Origin of the sequence: Wolbachia endosymbiont (group A) of Lypha dubia (assembly GCF_964028575.1) — a bacterium.
In the GTDB taxonomy this organism is placed as follows: domain Bacteria; phylum Pseudomonadota; class Alphaproteobacteria; order Rickettsiales; family Anaplasmataceae; genus Wolbachia; species Wolbachia pipientis.
Window position 1 is genome coordinate 589,685 of record NZ_OZ034796.1, and the last position, 21,251, is coordinate 610,935.

17 protein-coding genes and 1 tRNA gene are annotated in these 21,251 nt (G+C 35.3%); 14 read left to right on the forward strand and 4 right to left on the reverse strand.

Annotated elements, in window-relative coordinates; genetic code table 11:
* Nucleotides 1–42: 42 nt before the first annotated feature.
* Nucleotides 43–3,108: an efflux RND transporter permease subunit gene (locus ABWU72_RS03115; RefSeq protein WP_353283862.1), complete on the reverse strand. Its 3,066-nt coding sequence runs from the start codon at nt 3,106–3,108 to the stop codon at nt 43–45.
* A gap of 175 nt (nt 3,109–3,283) precedes the next feature.
* Between ABWU72_RS03115 and ABWU72_RS03120 the strand changes: the two genes are divergently transcribed.
* On the forward strand, nt 3,284–4,015 hold the full coding sequence (locus ABWU72_RS03120) for a hypothetical protein (RefSeq protein ID WP_155969525.1): 732 nt from the start codon (nt 3,284–3,286) through the stop codon (nt 4,013–4,015).
* Nucleotides 4,016–4,018: 3 nt separating this feature from the next.
* Here the strand turns inward: ABWU72_RS03120 and ABWU72_RS03125 are convergent, their stop codons facing one another.
* Complete coding sequence (locus tag ABWU72_RS03125) at nt 4,019–4,756, reverse strand: glutamine synthetase (protein ID WP_006280263.1); 738 nt, start codon at nt 4,754–4,756, stop codon at nt 4,019–4,021.
* A gap of 326 nt (nt 4,757–5,082) precedes the next feature.
* Between ABWU72_RS03125 and dnaA the strand changes: the two genes are divergently transcribed.
* The gene (dnaA, locus tag ABWU72_RS03130; RefSeq protein WP_010962298.1) at nt 5,083–6,465 is read left to right on the forward strand and encodes a chromosomal replication initiator protein DnaA; all 1,383 of its coding nucleotides are present in this window, start codon (nt 5,083–5,085) and stop codon (nt 6,463–6,465) included.
* A gap of 27 nt (nt 6,466–6,492) precedes the next feature.
* On the opposite strand, the gene ABWU72_RS03135 is transcribed toward dnaA, so the two are convergent.
* Nucleotides 6,493–7,767 (reverse strand): metallophosphoesterase, encoded by a 1,275-nt coding sequence (locus ABWU72_RS03135; protein WP_006279778.1) that lies wholly within the window; start codon nt 7,765–7,767, stop codon nt 6,493–6,495.
* A 190-nt stretch (nt 7,768–7,957) separates the two neighbouring features.
* Between ABWU72_RS03135 and ABWU72_RS03140 the strand changes: the two genes are divergently transcribed.
* From ABWU72_RS03140 to ABWU72_RS03175, 8 genes are all read left to right on the forward strand, one after another.
* Nucleotides 7,958–8,045, forward strand: a tRNA-Leu gene (locus tag ABWU72_RS03140).
* 29 nt (nt 8,046–8,074) lie between these two features.
* Entirely contained in the window at nt 8,075–9,157 is a 1,083-nt protein-coding gene (locus ABWU72_RS03145) for a GTP cyclohydrolase II (protein ID WP_010082649.1), read from the forward strand.
* A gap of 72 nt (nt 9,158–9,229) precedes the next feature.
* On the forward strand, nt 9,230–9,910 hold the full coding sequence (locus ABWU72_RS03150; protein ID WP_155968235.1) for a virB8 family protein: 681 nt from the start codon (nt 9,230–9,232) through the stop codon (nt 9,908–9,910).
* The gene (virB9, locus tag ABWU72_RS03155; RefSeq protein WP_174515708.1) at nt 9,897–10,697 is read left to right on the forward strand and encodes a P-type conjugative transfer protein VirB9; all 801 of its coding nucleotides are present in this window, start codon (nt 9,897–9,899) and stop codon (nt 10,695–10,697) included. Before ABWU72_RS03150 ends, virB9 begins: the two co-directional genes overlap by 14 nt.
* A 16-nt stretch (nt 10,698–10,713) precedes the next feature.
* The gene (locus ABWU72_RS03160; protein WP_353283863.1) at nt 10,714–12,174 is read left to right on the forward strand and encodes a TrbI/VirB10 family protein; all 1,461 of its coding nucleotides are present in this window, start codon (nt 10,714–10,716) and stop codon (nt 12,172–12,174) included.
* A gap of 1 nt (nt 12,175) precedes the next feature.
* Complete coding sequence (virB11, locus tag ABWU72_RS03165; RefSeq protein WP_065094644.1) at nt 12,176–13,168, forward strand: P-type DNA transfer ATPase VirB11; 993 nt, start codon at nt 12,176–12,178, stop codon at nt 13,166–13,168.
* Nucleotides 13,169–13,198: 30 nt separating this feature from the next.
* Nucleotides 13,199–15,202, forward strand: a complete 2,004-nt coding sequence (locus ABWU72_RS03170; protein ID WP_353283864.1) for a type IV secretory system conjugative DNA transfer family protein — start codon at nt 13,199–13,201, stop codon at nt 15,200–15,202.
* Nucleotides 15,203–15,323: 121 nt separating this feature from the next.
* A complete protein-coding gene (locus ABWU72_RS03175; RefSeq protein ID WP_353283865.1) occupies nt 15,324–16,169 on the forward strand; it encodes a P44/Msp2 family outer membrane protein in 846 nt (281 codons plus the stop codon).
* A gap of 162 nt (nt 16,170–16,331) precedes the next feature.
* Here ABWU72_RS03175 and prmC read toward each other — a convergent pair whose 3' ends face one another.
* On the reverse strand, nt 16,332–17,171 hold the full coding sequence (gene prmC / locus ABWU72_RS03180; RefSeq protein WP_174515710.1) for a peptide chain release factor N(5)-glutamine methyltransferase: 840 nt from the start codon (nt 17,169–17,171) through the stop codon (nt 16,332–16,334).
* A 434-nt stretch (nt 17,172–17,605) separates the two neighbouring features.
* Here prmC and ABWU72_RS03185 point away from each other — a divergent pair, with 434 nt between their 5' ends.
* The 4 genes from ABWU72_RS03185 to fusA all read left to right on the forward strand — a co-directional run bounded on the left by ABWU72_RS03185 (nt 17,606) and on the right by fusA (nt 21,241).
* Nucleotides 17,606–17,758: a hypothetical protein gene (locus tag ABWU72_RS03185; protein WP_007549315.1), complete on the forward strand. Its 153-nt coding sequence runs from the start codon at nt 17,606–17,608 to the stop codon at nt 17,756–17,758.
* A 526-nt stretch (nt 17,759–18,284) separates the two neighbouring features.
* A complete protein-coding gene (gene rpsL / locus ABWU72_RS03190; RefSeq protein ID WP_007549314.1) occupies nt 18,285–18,659 on the forward strand; it encodes a 30S ribosomal protein S12 in 375 nt (124 codons plus the stop codon).
* A gap of 5 nt (nt 18,660–18,664) precedes the next feature.
* Nucleotides 18,665–19,144, forward strand: coding sequence for a 30S ribosomal protein S7 (gene rpsG / locus ABWU72_RS03195; RefSeq protein WP_007549313.1), 480 nt, complete (start codon nt 18,665–18,667; stop codon nt 19,142–19,144).
* Nucleotides 19,145–19,165: 21 nt separating this feature from the next.
* Nucleotides 19,166–21,241 carry an elongation factor G gene (gene fusA / locus ABWU72_RS03200; RefSeq protein WP_010962308.1) on the forward strand — a complete coding sequence of 692 codons (2,076 nt, stop codon included), beginning with the start codon at nt 19,166–19,168 and terminating at the stop codon, nt 21,239–21,241.
* Nucleotides 21,242–21,251 lie beyond the last annotated feature (10 nt).

The window sequence follows — 21,251 nt, forward strand, 5'->3', positions numbered from 1 at the left end:
CAAAGAACACTATCTTAAATGTTAAATGATTGCTAATTTAAGTCAAGTTTTTTCATGTCTTTGTATAACAAGCAACGCAGGAGTAAAGAATAAAGTTAAAACCGTTGCAGCCAATATTCCACTTGCTATGGTTGTTGAAATGTCAACCCACCACTGGCTTGATGGAGCATCATATGTGATTTGTAGCGTAAAAAAATTGATATTTAACCTGGTAATCATCGGTATTAAACCAAGAACTGTGGTTGCAACGGTAAGCAATATTGGCCTAACGTGAGAAATTGCAGCGTTTATTACACATCGCTTGATGTCATTTTTGTGTACCTTAATTTGGTGATGAAAGGCATCAAGTAATAGTATGTTATTATTCACTATAATTCCCGCCAAAGCAATTATCCCCACTCCACACATAACAACTACGAAAACTTGTTGGATAAGAAAGAAAACAAAAAACACACATGTTGTGGATAAAAACACTGCTGTCATTACGATAAATGTATGGTATACATTATTAAACTGTGTCACTAATACCAATATCATTAGTGTAATCGCTAATATAAAAGCCTTTAACAAAAATGCTCCTGATTTTTGTTGATCTTCTTTGTCGCCTTTAAAATCAATTTTTACTCCCTTGTCCCAATCCTGGGCAATAGAATTCTGAATGAACTTTACTCTTTCATCAACAAGATAGCCAGTATCCAGGTCAGCAGAGATTGTCACTGTGCGTGATCCATCAATCCTACTTAGTTTGTTTACCTTTTTTTCGGGGGCATATTTTACTATGTTGCTCATAGGATACGGGCCATTAACTGTATTGATAAAAAGATTGTCTATAGTCTTCATGTTGCGGTCTCTTCTGGGGAAACGGAGTACAATATCGATTTCTTCATCCGTGTTATTTGGTCTATATTTTCCAATCAACACTCCATTTGTAACCATCTTTATAAAATCGCCAATGGTTGCAACACTTACTCCAGAACTTGTAGCCTTACTCTTATCAACGCTCATATTCCACTCTATTTCAGGTGCTGATCTGCTATCTTGAATATTTATAAACCCGGATGAAGGTTGGTTCATAATTTCTAGAATTTTCTCTGCTGCTAAATTCAAACTGGATACACTCCCGCTGAGGTTAATTTGTATTGGCTTGTCAGCCGACGGTCCTGGCTTTTCCTCTTGAACATTAATTATTATTCCTTTCATGTCTTGCACACTGCTCCTTATATCATTTAGTATGTGCTTAGCTTTGCGCCTGAAGCGCCAATCCATAAGTTCTAGTTGTATTCTGGCGATAACGTTGTCTGAAAATGCTCCTGATCTAGCATAAGAAACATGAATTTCTTTTTCAATGCTCAAAATGCGTTCTTCCACTTCTTTGAGTATCAGATCTCGTTCTTTGGCTGATAAGCTTTCTTTTGCTTTAACACTGATTAAAATATTATCTGAATCCACTTTCGGAAAAAACTTTACTCCAGGAGCAAAAGTAAAGTACAGCACACTAAATGAAAACAAAACGAATACAGTAGCACATACGAATTTTTTAGGATGATCCAAAACCTTCTCTAGCATGCGTACGTAAGCTCTTATTATAGGCCCAGCATTTTTTATTTCACCACTTTCTATAGCACTCATTTTTTTTATTTCTTTTTTTGAAGTTATCGAAGGCTTACCAAATATTGCACCAAGTGTTGGTATAAAAACCAAAGCCATAATGAGCGATCCAGTCAAAGTTAGAATTATTGTAATTGGTATGTACTGCATGAATTTACCAACAGTATCAGGCCAGAATAATAGAGGAAAAAACACTGCTAATTTAGTTAACGTTGATGATGGAACCGGATAAAACATATCACGAACTGAAGTGTAAAAAGCTTCTACTTTGTCCATTCCGCAGATCATCTTTCTATCGGCATATTCGCTGATCACAATTGCATCATCAACCAGCATGCCAACAGCCATGATTAAACTGAAGAGCACAACGATATTTAAAGTGATGCCCATAAAGTAAAGAGCTATTATTCCAATGAGAAAGGAACCGGGTATCGAGAGTGCCACAAGAATAGCAATCCTTGTTCCCATCGAAAGCATCATTATGATCAATATTAACAACACAGCGAATATTATGCCGTTTTCCAAGTCATCAAGCACATCGCGGACGTTTTTTGACTGGTCGTTTAAGTACACCACTTTTAAATTTTCAGGTAATTGATCTTTTGCCTTATCCATTAAGTATTTTACTTGATTTACTGTGTCTATTATGTTTTTTCCATTACGTTTTGAAATTTCTAGCACGACACTAGGTAATCCATTAATGCGAGCAAACCCTTGGTGATCCTCAAACCTAGGGTATACTTTTGCTATATCTTTGATTCTCAAAACTGCATCGCCTTGAGATCTAATAGGAATATTCATAATATCTTCTATATCTTTTAATAACCCTGATATTTTAATCGAATATTTACCGGCCAGTGACCCAGCTCCCACTAGTCTGTTATTGCTTGATATAGCTTGGAATATTTCGTTTGATTGAATGTTATATTTTGTTAGAACTGTGGGCTCAATTATAACTTCCACTGTTTCTTTACGCATACCCGCCACTTCAACTTTGAGAACATTTGGCAGAGATTCTATTTCTTTCTTTAGCTTGCGTGCTATTTCAGTTAAGGCTCTTTCTGGCAAATTACCAATTAAGCCGACATTGAGTATCGGAAATAAGCTCAAGTTTATTTCATTGATTATCGGAGATTCCGCTTCAACAGGTAACTTCGATTTTATGTTTGAAAGCTTTGAACGAACATTATCGAGTACTTCTTTATTATCATACTCTGTTCCAAATTCGAGTATCATGTGAGCACCATCATTAGTTGCAAAAGCTCTCAATTCTCTTACACCTTCGATGGATCTTAGTTCATTTTCTATAGGAAGCACTAATAGCTTTTCACTATCTTGAGCAGAAATCCCAGGAAGTCCAACAAACACGCTGATTATAGGAATCTGTATATCAGGATTGCTTTCCCTTGGCATTTTTACATAAACGTATGAACCGAAGATAAAAATTACTATAAGTAATAATACCACCGCCCTGTTTCGCTCTATGAGTAAGCTCTGCATGTTGAATGTTAGCTGAATATGTGTGTTTGTACAATATTATAGTCGAGATACATTGCATATTAATTAATCCTTGTGTAGCTTTAAAACTTTACGCAAATAATTAAAATTTTCGCAAAATTGCAAGTATAAGAAAATTCCTGTATAATAATTCTAGAACAGTATTTGAGAGGTTATTATGGTGGCAATTCTAAATGTAACAAAGGGCAAAAATAAAGTTATTGTGTCTGGATTAGCTGGAGCTTTATCAGCTTTAATATTTTTAACAGCAATCCACATTGCCGCAAAGATAGCCATTATCGTTTCTGCCGCTGCAGTTACTTACTTATTACTTTCGCTGGTTCATAAAATAAGAACTAAAGCTGAAATTACTCGTGTTTCAGGAGATAAAGTTTCAGAAGATGAAGGGTATAGCAGTGTTGATGAAGGTGAAGAAAAAGATACCGTAAAAGAACCAAAAAGAACTGAAACTGAGCTAGAAGAAGAAATAATAAGGAAAAGAGCACAAGAACGCATGGAGAAAGGATCACTTGGTGGTCCTATAAATGCGTTTGGCGAACCAATTCATGTGACTATAGATGCTGAAAATAGTAATCCTGTTGATTATACAAAAACTATGGTAGTGCCTGAGGAAATTGTTCTTAGCATGCTAAATGATAAAACTCTTACACAAAATAACTCTAGCTCTATAAAGAATCAGATGAAACCTCTTCCTGAGCACATGGATGTGCCTGGTAATCCACTTCCTGGGCAAGTGTTAAGCAATCTAGAGCTTGAATCTAAAAGCACGCAGAAACTATCTGCTTTAGACTTGCTATTACAGTGCAAAAATGTAGATAATGATGTAAAAAAAATGCTAAAACAGCCAATTACCCAAAAGGGGTTTAACGGATTAGGATTTGATAGATAGTTGTTATATTAACCTCTCCATCTCATATTGAGGATCAGATGCAATGCCGTAGACCCTATTTGGCGGAGCAATTTTGTTCTCTATACCAAAAACCATACCTTCAATTATTGCTGTGAGTACTTTTTCAAGGTCACAATCTGCTCCGGGAACGCGGTGCTCTAGGCGGCATCTTTTGAAATCGTTGCCAAAATAGGGAATTCTTATCGCAGCAGTTCTGTTATTTACTCCCCAACTAATCGTAGTTGGAGTGTGAATATCCGGATACTGAAATCTTAAATATGAATCATCATTTGGAGCAAAAAACAACATATGTTTTTTCATCATTGCACATAATCCACCAATACTATGAATCAGATAGTCACTGTACTTTTGCTCATTGATATAAAATAAGTTACCGTTATTTGAATTCACGAGATTAACATGCACATTTAATGCACTGCCTGCTCTATCCAAATAAGGCTTTGCTTTAAAAGAAACATTCCCACCTAGTTTTTGTGCTGTTTCAGTAAGTGATTGTTTTGCTAACTCAAAATGCTTAATTAAATTGTAGGAGTTCGTATAACAACCACTTTTTATCTCATACTGATGTGTAGAATTCTCCTTCTCGCAAGAAAATTCAAGAGATGCTATTTTATTTTTGATGCTATTCAGAAATAAGTATTCTTTTTCTATTCCTTCAATGTAAAACTCTAGTTCAATACCGAATACAGCATAACAACTCAAATTACTTAATATAATCATAAATTTGCTTCAGTAAATCTATATTAGGTTAGCTATATTTATATGAATACTTTACTTATTTGCCAGTAAATTTAACATCTTATTTATACATAATGTATTACTGTTTTTAATAGCATGCTTCTAATCCTCGATACAAGCGACATTTACAAATTTTTCATTTTTTTGAAATAAAAATGATCAATTTTAATGTTTTTATACCCTTTACAACCCATCAAAAAATCACCATAATTTTTAGTATGTATTAAGTAGTATTAGCTTTTCATTTTGCAGTAAGCTATTGATTATCTTGTATTTTTCTAATTATTGCTTTTTTCTTGGTGTGGTATATGAACTTAACTAGCCCTAAGGTTTCTACTATGTTTTTTGATCAGATTATTACAGTAACGGATCACAATGTTACTTGGGAAAAAATCCAAAATTGTCTTTATAATCTTTATGGAGAAGCAACATATAATAGCTGGCTGAGTTCACTAAAATTTGTCAGTAGCAGAAATGGGGAAGTTCTTTTATCCGTGTCAACAAGGTTTATAAAAGAGTGGATTACAGTTCATTACATGAAAAAAATATTATCATTATGGCAAAGCGAAGATAAAAGTATACGTTCTATTGATATTCAAGTAATTGAGGAGAGGAATTCAAATTTTAATGTTATACTAAAAAACAGAGAGGAAAGTAATCATAATCTTGGTTCGCCGCTGGATCCAAGGTTCACCTTTGATAATTTTGTAGTGGGAAAGCCAAATGAATTAGCATTTACGGCGGCAAAGCGTGTGGCAGAATCTATAGATCCAATATTAGGCAGCAATCCTTTGTTTCTATATGGTGGAGTGGGACTTGGTAAAACACATCTAATGCATGCTATAGCTTGGCACATAGTCAATTCCCCATCAGCAAAAAGAAAAGTGGTGTATTTATCAGCAGAGAAATTCATGTACCAATATATTACAGCGCTGCGAAGCAAAGATATTATGTTATTTAAAGAGCAATTTAGATCAGTAGATGTATTGATGGTAGATGATGTGCAATTTATCAGTGGTAAAGATAGTACACAAGAAGAATTTTTTCACACTTTCAATGCATTGATAGACCAAAATAAACAATTGGTTATATCAGCTGATAGGTCTCCTAGTGATCTTGATGGAGTGGAAGAAAGAATAAAATCACGACTCGGTTGGGGGTTGGTGGCAGATATTAATGAAACAACTTTTGAATTAAGGCTTGGTATATTGCAGGCAAAAGTGGAGCAGATGAATATGTATGTTCCGAAAGATGTCCTAGAGTTTTTAGCAAGGAACATAAAATCTAATATAAGAGAATTAGAAGGAGCATTAAATAAGGTTACCCATACCTCATTAATTGGAAGAAGTATGACGGTAGAATCAGCTAGTGAAACCCTAATCGATCTTCTTAGGTCAAATCATAGGTCAGTCACAATAGAAGAAATACAAAAGAAAGTAGCTGAATTTTTCAATATAAAGGTTGCAGATATGCAATCCAATAGAAGGCTTCGCAGTCTTGCAAGGCCAAGACAAATAGCTATGTATTTTGCCAAAAAATTTACGCAAAAAAGCCTACCAGATATTGGGAGAAACTTTGGTGGCAGAGACCATGCTACTGTTATACATGCAGTAAAACAAGTAGAAAATTTTATAAAGACCGACTCAAAATTTGCTGATGAAATCAATCGATTAAAAAAAATGTTTAAGTAGCGTTTTTAAAATAGCTAATAACAAATCCTAAAATGAATCGACTATAGTTTTAATCCGTTTAAGTTTAAAATCTTCTGTTAGCTTCGCAGAATACATTTCCTTATTGTGTTGATTATAGAAGGTAAATTCGTGATCATCTAAATTTAGTATTGCAAAGCCAAAGCCAAAAAAGTTTCTAACCTCGTGTGCTAAGTAGTTTTTACCATTTAAATAGTCAAATTCTACATTTTGATAAACAGATTCTTGATCTTGAGCGTGTAATGATGCACCACCGTTTCCAACTATAATTTGGTCTGGAACATTATCCATTAATAAAATCTGGGCTATATGAATGTGGCCAGAAACTATGGTAGTAACATTGCTTGGAAATTTATCTCCAAAAGCTTCGATTTGTGTAAGATTACCATGGCTTTTTAATGTCAAAAATTCTTTTTTTGGAGATCTCCAAAGCGGTTTATGAGTTAAAAACCACATGGGCTTGTCAGAACTATTTTGTATCAATTTATCAAATTGCCTCTCAAAAGCATCAATTGTGCTTTGGGTTGTAAAAATATCCTCACCGGATGAAGAGTCGAAGATAAAAAATTTCATCGGTCCAGCATCTAAGGACCAACTAGAAACGAAGTTTCCACATTTTTCAGACGAAAAGGGGTATGAATCTAGATACCTGAACCATCCTTCATAAGCTCTATCACAACTCTCATGGTTTCCACGAACAAAAAGGAAAGGGGATTGTGATAAAATATCCTTTGCAGGCTCAAACCAATCAGCGTACCAAACTTCTTTATTATATCCATAAATATCGCCACACTTTTTTGTATTTCTACATTTTGTTTGTCTATAATGATAATCACCAACATGGATAATTAAATCTGGTTTATGAAGGGCGATTGAATCTAAATTTTTTTTTAAAGGCCAGCTATCTACCGAATTACATTCCTGCTGAAATAACATATTTATTCTACAGCCCGTGTCACCAATGAAAGCAATTTTATTAACCTTTTTTGGTAATATAGGAACCCGTAGATCCTCAATACTAATGTTTTTGGCACTTGTTTGTACTGTCAGTTCACAAACTGTTTCGTTATGATCACCATTGTTAATTGAGCTGCGATTCAGCATTTCTGTTTCCTCGCCATCAACATAAACAATGGGACACATGTCATTGTCCGTAATTGCGCGTATGCTTAGTTTATTTTCTGGGATAACTTGAGACCATGTGTATAATATTTGTGCATGGACGAAATGAAAGCTAGTTATAAGAGAGAGAGCTAAAAAAATAAAGATATTAGCTATATTCATTTGTATAAAAACCTAAGTTAAAAATTAGTAGTAAGGTTATCTTAAATGATTAAAATTTATAATCACAAAATTCATAATCAAATTATACAAACAATTTCTAAATTATTCTAGTATCAGATTGACACTCTAGATGAAAAATTCTAAAATGATTAAGTAATTTAAAATAATTATATAAAAACTAGAATATAGTGCGGCCGTGGTGGAATTGGTAGACACGCAGCGTTGAGGTCGCTGTGGCTCATAAGGCCTTGGAAGTTCAAGTCTTCTCGGCCGCACCAGTTTTTATCGCTGTTTAATATGGGTAAAAATGTTTATAGGAAATCAGAGTAGCAATAAGGTAGAAAGAGCTATCAGCGAAATCAGGCGCGGTCGGCCAATTGTAATATATGATGAAAGTAATTACCTATTGTTTGCTGCTGCTGAGGCTTTAGAAAGAGATTTATTTAATCAATACAAGCTTACATCAAGTAATGTATATGTTACTTTAACTTCAAGTAAGGTAAAATACATATCTCAGAATAAAGAACATAACAGCAAACGTCTGTTGGTGAATAATTTTGATGAACTGCTCTATTTAATAAACTGTTCAAAGGAAGATTGCATAAAAGAGTTGCAATGCTCAAAGACAATAGATGAATGTGCTATTGCCTTGCTTAAGTTCTCAGAATTATTGCCATACGCGTTAGTGGCTGATATGACTTTTGAGAATAACCATGAAATGCGAAATTGGTGCGAGAAAAATGACGTTATTGCACTGGACACGTCATTCATAAATAATTTTCAAGAAAATCAGGATGTATATGAAGTGTGCAAAACATCATTATTTTTAAAACAGACTCAAGAAGTAAATATCATATCTTATAGAACCGAAAGTGGTGGAAGAGAACATCATGCAATTATCATTGGCAATCCAGATAAAGATGACGAACCATTAGTGAGAATTCATTCTTCGTGCTATACGGGTGACTTGTTAGATAGCTTGTCATGCGATTGCAGAAGTCAGTTACATCAAGCAATTCAAATGATAGCTGACTCTGGAAGTGGTATTATATTGTATTTGATGCAAGATGGAAGAGGCATTGGTTTAACTAATAAGTTAAGAGCGTACAGTATGCAAAGAGGACATAATCTTGATACTGTTGATGCAAATAGAATATTGGGTTTTGAAGATGATGAAAGGAGTTTTGCTGTTGCAGCTAAAATGCTTAAGAAATTGAACATTAACAAAATCCAATTACTTACAAACAATGATAGGAAATTGTCAGAATTGGAAAGTAGTGGTATAGGAGTTACAAAGTGTCTACCACTTATTGTGGAACGTAATAAATATAACGATTCATATATGGAGACAAAGTTTGGTAAATTAGGCCATAGATTAAGAGTTTTTTAGCTTTTTTGCTGTAACTACTTTGTTAATTTGCTATGTTTATTAACATAAGTTAAGATTTTTAGGAATACTAAAATGCTAAGATTTTTTAAGCAAGAAAAAAATACTGAATCCTTAGATAAGGATATAAATTGGAATTCAAACCGCTACAGCACAGTTATTGCTCAAAGGAATATTCTACTTTTATTTGCATTAATATTATTAGCAACGATCTCTATCAGCATATTAGTCATATTTAAAATTAGCACAAGTAGCACTATTGAGCCATTTGTTATAGAAATTGACAAGAAATCAGGAATAGTGCAATTGGTTGATCCTGTCACAGTAAAACAGTATTCTGCAGATGAAGCGCTAAACGATTATTTTATTTCAGAGTATATAAAAGCAAGGGAGGTTTTTGATCCATATCATTATAATTATAACTATTATACAAAGGTGAGGTTGTTTTCCTCACCTAATGTGTATAATGAATTTAGAAATTATGTAGGATCGCAGAATATGGATGATCTTTTTAATTTATATTCAGATACCAAAAGTGAATTTAAAATTCGCTCAATTCAAAAGTTGGGTAACGATGCTCTTCAGGTGAGATTTTTTGTGGAATTTACACGGAAAGATGGAAGTTCTACGAGAAAAAATAAGATAGTTATTATGTCATATAGATATGCATCGCTTGAAATGGATGATCAGCAAAGATATATTAACCCATTAGGATTTCAAGTTATTTCATATAGAGTAGATGATGAATATGTATAGGATATTATTAGTTTTAGCTTTACTTGTAAGTGGCAATTTAAACGCATCCATTAATTATAATGAGCCTATTTCTATAGATAGTAGAATAAAGACTTTTGTGTATAGCCCTAATGAAGTATTTACGGTGGTTTTTAGTCAGGGTTACTATTCTTATATTGAATTTGCGGAAGGAGAAAAAGTTAAAAATATCGCTGTTGGTGATGCATCAAGTTGGAAAATTAATCCTTATGACAATAAATTGCTTATCATGCCATTTGAAGTTAGTAGTCGCACTAACATGATTATTACGACAACTAAAAAAAGAAATTACATTTTTGATTTAATCTCAAGGCCAAACTACGATAAATACCCGGATACTGATGCTAAGAAAGTAGATCACGATTATTCTGCTGAAAAGGATATATCTTACGTAGTACGTTTTTATTATCCTCAAGAAGAAGGTGAATTTGATGTTGATTTAGATGAGGTTTCTTTACCTACTCAAATGCAATATACTACAGACAAGCTAGAAAAAATAATACAAGAAAATGATACGAAGTACAATTATACATATATTGATGAAGGTGGTAATGCGGATATAGTTCCGATCGAGTTATTTGATGATGGTTATTTAACCTATTTAAAATTTAGAAATAATAATAAAATACCTCAGGTTTTTGTAGAAGGGGAGGATAAACCTTGTAAAAGGCTGTTATTTGATGATTATGTTATAATAAAAGGAGTACATAAAAAGCTATTTATGCGTTATGAAGATGGTGAAGTTGAAATTATAAATAGGTCACTTTAGCTGTGGTACATGCAATATGAATAAAGAAAGGCGTAACAATTCAGAAGATGAATCAGAAATAGAGAATAAGGTAGTAACAGTTGGCTCTAATCAAGGTTATAGGGCATTGATGGTCATTATTTTAGTGCTTCTGGCTGGTGGAGTGTATTATCTCTATTTTAGTCCTTCTCCTAAAGAGGGTTCAGAAGTTATTAAAAAAGAGGAAACAAAGCAAAACGTTCAAGAATTGAAAGGAAAGTTGGAACAAGTTCCAGATAATGTAATGGTTCCTGAAAGAATAATAACTGATCCCTTACCACCCTTACCTCCTCTTCCTACACCACTAATCATACCAGAAATAAAACAAATTAGAAAAGAAGAAGTGATGAAAAAAGAAGAAGAGAAACCAAAAGAAACTCCTGTGTCAAATATACCTATTTTGCCAAAGCAAAATTTTCCTTCTAGTAATGTTATGGGCAATTTACCTACCTCGTTTCCTACAATAGGGGGTGGCGGTTATCCTAGAGACAGACGTAGTGCACAGATGTTGACAATTTCAGGTGGTAGTGGAGAGAACAAGGCTGCTGATGCTATTTTATCCGACACTTCAGCACAATCGAGCAAAGCTACCAGAGTAGGAAAGCTTGGTTTAATGATTACTCAAGGTAAAATTATTGATGCTGTTCTTGAAACTGCAATAAACTCTGATCTGCAAGGAATGCTGCGTGCTATGGTGAGTAGAGATGTTTATGCAGAAACTGGTGATACAGTTTTAATACCTAAAGGCTCAAGATTGATAGGCAGTTATTCATTTGACTCGAATGTTGCTAAATCTCGTGTAAATATAAACTGGAATAGAGTGATTCTGCCACATGGAATAGATATTGCAATCTCATCACTTAGTACTGACGAGCTTGGTAGAGCAGGAATAGCAGGAATAGTTGATAACAAAATAGTAAGTGCGTTATTCTCTTCAGTGACACTTGCTGGTGTTTCGATTGGTTCTGCTGTTATAGGGCAAAAGGCTTCTAATCTTGTTGATACGCTAACTATCAGAGATGCAGTAAAGTCTATCACTGCAACCGAAATAGATTTTTCTTCTCTCCAACTCATTATTGACCCAGAAAAGAAGATATCTAGTGACAAATGGAAATTAGGCCTTGGGGCTATCGGAAGAATTCGGAGTGCCAAAAGCAGACAAGATTTACTAAAAATAATGAAAGAGGAAATAGCAAAAGCACTAGGAATTGAAGAAGACGAGGTAAATATAAGCCTGGAAATTGTAAATCAACTGTTAGAACAAATTCAAAGAAAAAGCAAGTCTGTTTATGATGAAGCAATCGGGAAATCAATCGAGGATTTTTCTAAAGATATGCGGGATGTAGTGGGCAGATATACAGATAAAAAACCAACTATTTATGTTGATCAAGGCACTGCATTGAAAGTATTTGTTAACCAAGATATAGTATTTCCTCCACAGGCAATATTAAATCAATGAAATGAACTATGCTGCACTTGATACATATTTGGAGCCATTACAAGGCATATTTCAAGAAGAAGGCGTAAATGAAATATCAATAAATAAGCCAAAGGAAGTATGGATTGAAAATCGCGGTGAAATAAGGTGTGAAAAATTAGAAGTATTCGATCTTAACCATTTGAAATCTCTTGGCAGACTGATTGCTCAAGCTACAGAACAAAAACTTAGCGAAGAAGCGCCGTTACTTTCGGCAACATTACCAAATGGTTATCGTATACAGATAGTATTTCCGCCAGCATGTGAACCTGATAAAGTAGTCATGTCGATTCGTAAGCCTTCTAGCATGCAGTTAGCACTCGATGATTACGAAAAAATGGGGGCTTTTTCTGAAACTGTTACAGAAGCAACTGATAATCCAGTTGACCGTCATTTGGATTTATTGTTAAGGCAAAAAAAAATAAAAGAGTTTTTAGAATACGCTGTAATAAGTAAGAAAAATATTATAATTAGTGGTGGAACTTCCACTGGTAAGACTACTTTTACTAATGCTACTTTGCGTGCTATTCCAGCTGAGGAAAGAATTATTACTGTTGAGGATGCAAGGGAAATCGTTTTGAACGATCATCCCAATAAAGTCCATCTAATTGCCTCTAAAGGAGGGCAGGGCAGAGCAAAAGTAACCACTCAAGATTTGATAGAAGCGTGCTTACGTTTAAGGCCAGACAGAATAATAGTTGGTGAGCTCCGTGGAGCGGAAGCTTTTAGTTTTCTCAGGGCGATAAATACTGGTCACCCTGGATCAATATCAACCCTTCATGCAGATAGTCCAACAATGGCCCTTGAGCAAATAAAATTGATGGTTATGCAGGCAAATCTTGGCATTCCTCCAGACCAAATTATACCATACATTAGAAATGTGATTGATATTGTTATTCAGCTAAAAAGAACCGGTGGGGGCAAAAGAAGCATTTCTGAGATATTATTTACTAGATCTGCGAGCGAAAATGCTTAAATTTATACATAAGTTAAGGAAGAGTAGTTTATGAGTAATGGAAATCACCTACGTAATATTCTCATAGGAGGTGTAGTAGCTTTTAGCGTACTTGAGTTTTGCTTCTATCTATCTGGTATATTGTTTGTTCTGTTTGCTGATGGTCCGGATGCTGTGGATTTTAAGGCAATTAATCCTAGTTTGACGCCTTTCCCTCAAGCTCTTTGGCCAACGATTTTTGATCATATACAATATTGTTGGCATCATCCAGAGTTATATAGCCTTGAGCTCAAAATCACATTAATTATATCTTCTGCACTGCCTATCATTGTTTTAATGATTATCTTATGGAATTTAAGAGAAAGGATAATTGAGTGGCGACCATTTAAAAAGAAGGAATCACTTCATGGAGATTCGCAGTGGGCATCAGAGAAAGACATACGAAAAGCAGGATTAAGAAGCAAAAAGGGATTATTGCTTGGTAAAGATAAAAGAGGATACTTCATTTCTGATGGGTTTCAGCATGCATTGTTATTTGCACCTACAGGTTCTGGTAAGGGTGTTGGCTTTGTAATTCCTAATTTATTATTTTGGACTGACTCGGTAATTGTACACGACATAAAATTAGAAAACTATGAAATAACAAGTGGTTGGCGAGAACGACAAGGACAAAAAGTATACGTATGGAATCCAGCGCAGCCAGATGGAATAAGTCACTGTTACAATCCATTACAATGGATTAGTGAAAAACCTGGGCAGATGGTTGACGATGTGCAGAAAATAGCTAACCTAATCATGCCTGAACAAGACTTTTGGCAGAATGAAGCAAGAAGCTTATTTGTTGGAGTGGTATTATACTTACTTGCTGCACCAGAGAAAGTTAAATCTTTTGGTGAAGTTGTGCGTACGATGCGTAGTGATGACGTGGTTTATAATCTTGCTGTTGCTCTTGATACAATGGGTAAAATACTACACCCTGTAGCATATATGAATATTGCAGCTTTTTTACAAAAAGCTGATAAAGAAAGGTCAGGTGTTGTATCAACCATGAACTCATCACTTGAATTGTGGGCAAACCCATTGATTGATACTGCAACTGCGTCAAGTGATTTTAATATTCTAGATTTTAAAAAGAAGAAAATTACAGTTTATGTTGGTTTAACTCCTGACAACTTGACTAGGCTCAGGCCTTTAATGCAGGTTTTTTACCAACAGGCAACTGAGTTTTTATGTAGAAAATTGCCATCGGATGACGAGCCTTATGGCGTATTGTTTTTAATGGATGAGTTTCCTACACTTGGAAAAATGGAGCAATTTCAAACAGGTATTGCATATTTTCGTGGTTATCGAGTTAGGTTATTCTTAATTGTTCAAGATACTGAGCAGCTCAAAGGAATATACGAAGAAGCAGGGATGAACTCCTTTTTGTCAAACTCGACTTACAGAATAACTTTTGCAGCCAATAATATTGAAACAGCTAATTTAATATCGCAACTTATAGGAAACAAAACTGTACAACAAGAATCGTTGAATAAGCCTAAATTTTTAGATTTAAATCCTGCTTCAAGGTCATTACATATCTCTGAAATACAGAGAGCATTGCTATTGCCTCAAGAAGTTATTATGTTGCCACGTGACGATCAGATAATTTTAATAGAGTCGACTTACCCAATTAAATCAAAGAAAATTTTGTACTACAGTGATACCACCTTCACAAGAAGGCTGCTCAAACAAACTCGTGTGCCTACACAAGAACCATATGACCCAAACAAAGTTCTTTCTGCCGCTGCGAGCAAAGATAAGGTTAATAACGAGGGGAATAATGTTCTTGAGGGACCTAATTCAGTTGATTATCCTGCTGAAACTAAAACCGAAGATGCAGTATATGATGAATCAGATGAATTTGCAGACGAAGATATTGATGATAAAGATATCGACGATAAGTTTGAAGATGATGACGAGGAAGATGAGGATAGGAGCGATGATGGGTTTGATGACGAAGAAGAGGAGGATGAATTTGAAGATGAGGATAAATTAAAAAATGACGAGAAGTAAGGTTAACTTTGCCTATTTTTAGCTCAGAAAAGTGCAAGTTATGCAAATAATTAGGTTTTTCATATTAAGCCATTTTTAATTAATTAGTATTAGATTAGCTATTTTAACTAGGGGAGTAGTAATGATTAGTAAAAAAACATTAGCGGTTACAGCATTTGCTTTATTGTTGTCACAACAATCTTTTGCAAGTGAAACAGAAGGGTTTTACTTTGGTAGTGGGTATTACGGTCAATATTTAAATAACACAAGCGTACTAAAAACAAGCACTACAGGTATCAAAAATTTGTCTATAAATGACAGGGGTGCTCAGAACACAGAAGGTCAGTCACTAAGTGAGTATAAAGGAGATTATAATCCACCTTTTGCTGCAAATGTGGCATTTGGTTACACAGGGGAATTGGGTAACAACAGCTATAGGGCTGAATTGGAAGGGATGTATTCTTCTGTAAAAGTGGATAATATTGGTTTAACAAGTAGCCAAATAACTGTTTCATACCTAAAGGAGACTGGTGAGGATCCTGATAAAGAAACTTATCTCTATAGTGCTGGAGTTAGTCATGACCAAATTGAGAACATATCTGTAATGGCAAATGTTTATCATCATTGGAAAAGTGACCGTTTCTCTTTTTCTCCTTACGTTGGTATTGGGATCGGTGCAACAAGAATGACGATGTTTGAAAAACCGTCAATAAGACCCGCAGGTCAATTAAAAGCTGGCTTTGACTATCGCATAAACGAAGATGTAAATATGCATATCGGATATAGAGGTTTTGGTGCTATTGGTAGCGATATTAAGCTTACAGCAAAAAGGTTAGGACAAGTGGTAGACGGCCATAATGCTGGAAAAAAGAAGCTTGATCCTAGCTCAGGTAACAAAGTAACTGAGGAAATAAATATAGGTAATCAACTATTTCACACACACGGCATAGAGGCTGGCCTTACTTTCCACTTTGCTAGTAAAGCTTAAACATGTTGCCCTTTAAAAAATGCATAAAACCGTTCCTGTCATCCTATGGCTTGACCATAGTAAATATAGATCCCAGTGTCACGCACTGGGATGACGAGGTAGAGGGTACTGGGATGATATAGGATAATATGGGATGAAGGAGATAATACAAGAAAACATTAGCTATGTTCTTTTCACAACAATGCATCTCTTCATTCCCGCTAAGTCATATACATATTCCTGAAAAGCTAGTTCATACAAGGGTATTATTTTGTCAATATCATTTTGATCTTCACCTACCTCCAATATCGCAAACCCATTTTTTTTAAGGCACTTTCTCAATATTGGAAAAATACTCAAATAACAGCTCAAACCATCAATACCACCATCAAGGGCAATTCTTGGTTCCTTTTGCACTTCAGCTTGCAAGTCTTTCAATTTGCTTCTTTTAATATATGGAGGATTACTGATTATAAGATCGAATGAACCTCTGCACTCTGTCCACGAACTTGGAAATATTTTGGCTCTGCTGAGAAGATCATGTTTTTTTGTGTTCTGATAGGCAACTTTATATGCTTCCAAGCTTTTTTCAAAACCGACGCCAACAGCATATTCATACTCACTAAGTACGGATATCAATAAACAACCTGTGCCTGTACCAAAATCTGCAATTTTTAGTTTCTGTTTTTTGTTTGGGTAATATTTTAACACTGCTAGGATTATTGTTTCACTATCTGGCCTTGGATCTAAAACATGCTGGTTAACTATAAAATTTTTACTCCAGAATTCACGATTACCTATTATTTGCGATATTGGATATCTTTCCGCTCTTTTTTTTGTTAATTTCCAAAATAAAAGTTCTTTCTCCATCGGCACTTGATCAGCATGGTTCACAATTATAAATGATCTTTCCACTCCAAGTACGTGCTGCATGATGATTTCACAATCTAAATGTGGTGATTCAACTTTATGTGACGATAATAACTCCGATCCTTCTTGAATTAAAGTGCTGATTGTTTTCATTATTCTAAAAATATGTTTCTTTCAGCCAAAAATAGCAAGATGAGCTTCCAGTTTAGGGTAGCTGCACTAAATCCTAGTGTCAAGCACGCAGCTGTACGAACATTGCAATTTGCAGATCCAAGTAGCTTGACTACTTGGATCCAGCTAAGTTGGTGAGCATAAAAGTATAGCTAATGCGAGCTTTACGTCATACCGTCACGGTATCTCTAGATTCCGCTAACACGTAGCGGGACGACGAGGTCAGGGTGTCATCCTAGTACCTTCTCCTGTCATCCCAGTGCCCTGACTACTTGGATCCAGGAAAAAGAATGGTGTCATCCAAGTAGCCTTCCTCCCCTGTCATCCCAGTGCCCAGACACTGGGATCCAGAAAAGTTTGCTTGTAAGCAAGCAAACTAGTACAGAAAGTGGTTACAACATTTTCGATGAGATTATATGGAAAACTGGATTCCAGTGTCAAGCACTGGAATGACACCTTCCTGCCCAGTTCATGTTGCCATAAATATTAAGAAATTTACCAAGCAAAAAAAAGGCAAAAGAAGCCCTAGTCATTGTCTATTTTCAGTATTGGCGTTTTTTAAGTCTTAAACACTGCAATTTAGCTGCTTTTAAATGCAACTCACCTTAGTTTAAATGTTTAAGAAATTTACTAAGCAGAAAAAAAGGCAAAAGATATCCCGTATTAGCTAGTTGTCACTCTCTAATCCTGCAAATTGGCGTACTATACTGTCTTAAACGCTATATAAGCGCGTTTCAGCTTATATAGGTAAAAACCCAGAAATGTTGTGAAGACGTAAAGTGTGCATAGTGCAAAAAATTAAAAATAAGACGCCAATTACGTAATACTGTTGTCATTTAATCTGCACAGATTGAAGATAAATGAATACCTTCAGTACCATGATAATGGGGCTGGCGAAGGGTGTCAAGTAAGTTTTTTCGTTTCTACTGAATGACAGTTGTGGCTTGGGAGGTAGTGCAAGAAGTCTACTGATGGCTTTCAAGGCAGTTGAGCTTAATTATTAGAGTAGTAATGTTTATTTTTATATTGACTATTGAGGTTTATTATTTTATAACTAAAAACTTAGTTATTTTAATGAGCTTGAGTTTATAACATATGCCTACGATAAATCAATTAATACGTAAGGGTAGATTAGGATTGACCCATAAGAAAAAGGTACCAGCTTTGGGAAAAAGCAACCCTCAAAGGAGAGGTGTTTGCACTAAGGTGTATACTACAACTCCTAGAAAGCCTAACTCAGCACTCCGTAAAGTAGCCAGAGTAAAAATTAGTGGGTATGGTGAAGTGACGGCTTATATACCTGGTGAAGGTCATAATTTACAAGAACACTCTGTTGTTTTGATACGTGGTGGGCGGGTTAAAGATTTGCCAGGTGTGCGTTATCACATAATAAGAGGTGCCCTTGATCTGCGTGGTGTGCAAAATCGAAAGAAAGCTCGTTCAAAATATGGTGTAAAGAAATCTGGTTAAAGTTTATGGCTCGTCGGAATAAAGCAAAAAAAAGAGAAATAAGTCCTGATTCGCGTTACGGCAGTGTTTTGCTGATGCGTTTCATTAATACAATCATGAAATGTGGTAAAAAATCTACTGCAGAAAAGATTATCTATGACGCTTTGTCCTTAGCTGAAAAGAAAATAGGCGAAGGTGGGTTATCAATTTTTGAGACAGCAGTAGGAAATGTTACTCCTTCTATAGAAGTGCGTTCTCGACGCATTGGTGGTGCAACTTATCAAGTACCTGTTGAAGTTCGACAAGATAGAGCGGTTTCTTTAGCGTTAAGGTGGATTGCTAAAGCAACTTCTGCTGCTCGAAAAAAGAGTGGAAAAACCACTGTTGATTGTTTGCAATCTGAAATACTGGATGCTTATAATAAACGCGGTGGTGCGTTTAAGATGTGCGAAGAAAAATATAAAATGGCTGAAGCTAATAAGGCATTTTCTCATCTTCGTTTTTAATGTTAGCTAATTAATTGTGATATGGAAATTGGAATATCTAAATACAGAAATATAGGGATAATGGCTCACATAGATGCTGGTAAGACTACCACAACAGAGCGTATTTTATTTTATACTGGTAAGCAAAATAGAATTGGTGAAGTGCACGATGGTGCAGCTTCTATGGATTGGATGGAGCAGGAAAAAGAGCGTGGTATTACAATCACATCTGCTGCAACAACATGTTTTTGGAATGATCATAGGGTCAATATAATAGACACTCCTGGTCACGTTGATTTCACTATTGAAGTTGAGAGATCTTTAAGGGTTTTGGATGGTGCAGTTGCTGTATTTGATGGAGTTGCTGGAGTTGAACCTCAATCTGAGACAGTGTGGCGTCAAGCTGATAAATATAGCGTTCCTCGTATCTGCTTTGTTAATAAGATGGATAGAATAGGGGCAAATTTTTATCGATGTGTTGATATGATAAAGACGAAGCTTGGTGCAGCACCTTTAGTTATTCATTTACCAATAGGGAGTGAGAAAGATTTCAAAGGTATAATTGACCTTATTTCTATGAAAGCCATTATATGGCAAGAAGAAACGTTGGGCGCTAAATTTTCTTATGAAGATATTCCTTCTGATTTGCTTGATAAGGCTCAAGAATATCGAAATCTTTTATTAGATGCTGCAGCTGAGATGGATGATGAAGCGATGAATACTTACTTTGAGTCTAATGATCTGCCAGTGGATTTACTGAAAAAATGCGTGAGAAATGGGACCATTAAAGGAAAATTTGTTCCTGTGTTATGTGGATCAGCTTTTAAAAATAAAGGCGTACAACCACTTTTAGATGGTGTGGTTGACTTTTTACCTTCTCCTATTGATGTTGATGTAATTGTTGGAATTGATCCTAAAGATTCAGAAAAGAAAATTGAGGTCAAACCTTCAGAAAAAGAGAAATTTGTTGCTCTTGCATTTAAAGTGATGACGGATAAATTTGTAGGCAGCTTGACGTTTATCCGTATTTATTCTGGTAAATTAAAGTCTAAATCTACCGTTTCAAATGCGTTAAAAAACGAAACTGAAGGGATTGGCAGAATGTTACTTATGCATGCAAATAACCGAGAAGATATAACTGAGGCTAGGGCTGGAGATATAGTTGCTTTAGTTGGGCTAAAGAAAACAACCACCGGAGATACTTTATGTTCTGTTGATTTTCCTATATTATTGGAGCGTATGGAATTTCCTGAGCCTGTTATTGAAATTGCTGTGGAACCTAAAACCACTTCAGATCAGGAAAAATTAGGTATTGCTCTAAATAGGTTGGTTGCAGAAGATCCTTCTTTGAGAATGTCAGTAAATGCGGAAAGTGGCCAGACTATATTGAAAGGCATGGGTGAGCTCCATCTTGAGATTATTGTTGATAGAATGAAGCGCGAATTTAACGTTGAGGCTAACGTCGGTGCTCCTCAGGTTGCATATCGTGAAACTATCACTAAATCTGTTGAAATTGATTACACTCATAAAAAACAATCTGGTGGAGCTGGTCAGTTTGCTAAGGTTAAAATAAAATTTGAACCTCTTGAGCCTGGTTCTGGGTTTCAATTTGAAAGTAAAATTGTAGGTGGTGCTATTCCAAAAGAGTATATTCCTGGGGTAGAAAATGGCTTGGAGTTGATAAAAGAAGGTGGTATAATTTCGGGATTTCCGTTGATTGATTTTAAGGCTACCCTTCTTGATGGTGCTTTTCATGAGGTTGATTCTAGTCCTTTAGCTTTTGAACTTGCTGCTAAAGGTGCTTTTAAAGAGATGGCAAATAAAGCTGGTCCAAAAATGCTGGAGCCTATAATGAAAGTTGAAATCATTACTCCTGAAGAATATATGGGTGATGTTATGGGTGATATAAATAGTAGAAGAGGAAATGTTGCTGATATGCTCGATTTAGGTAATAATAGTAAAATAATTACTGCTTCGGTACCTCTTGCAAATATGTTTGGTTATATCAACGTTTTGCGTTCTATGTCTCAGGGAAGGGCGCAGTATAGTATGCATTTTTCTTGTTATGAGCAAGTGCCACAATATGTGGTTGATGAGTTAAAGTTAGAGTATAATTAAGGGTAATAAT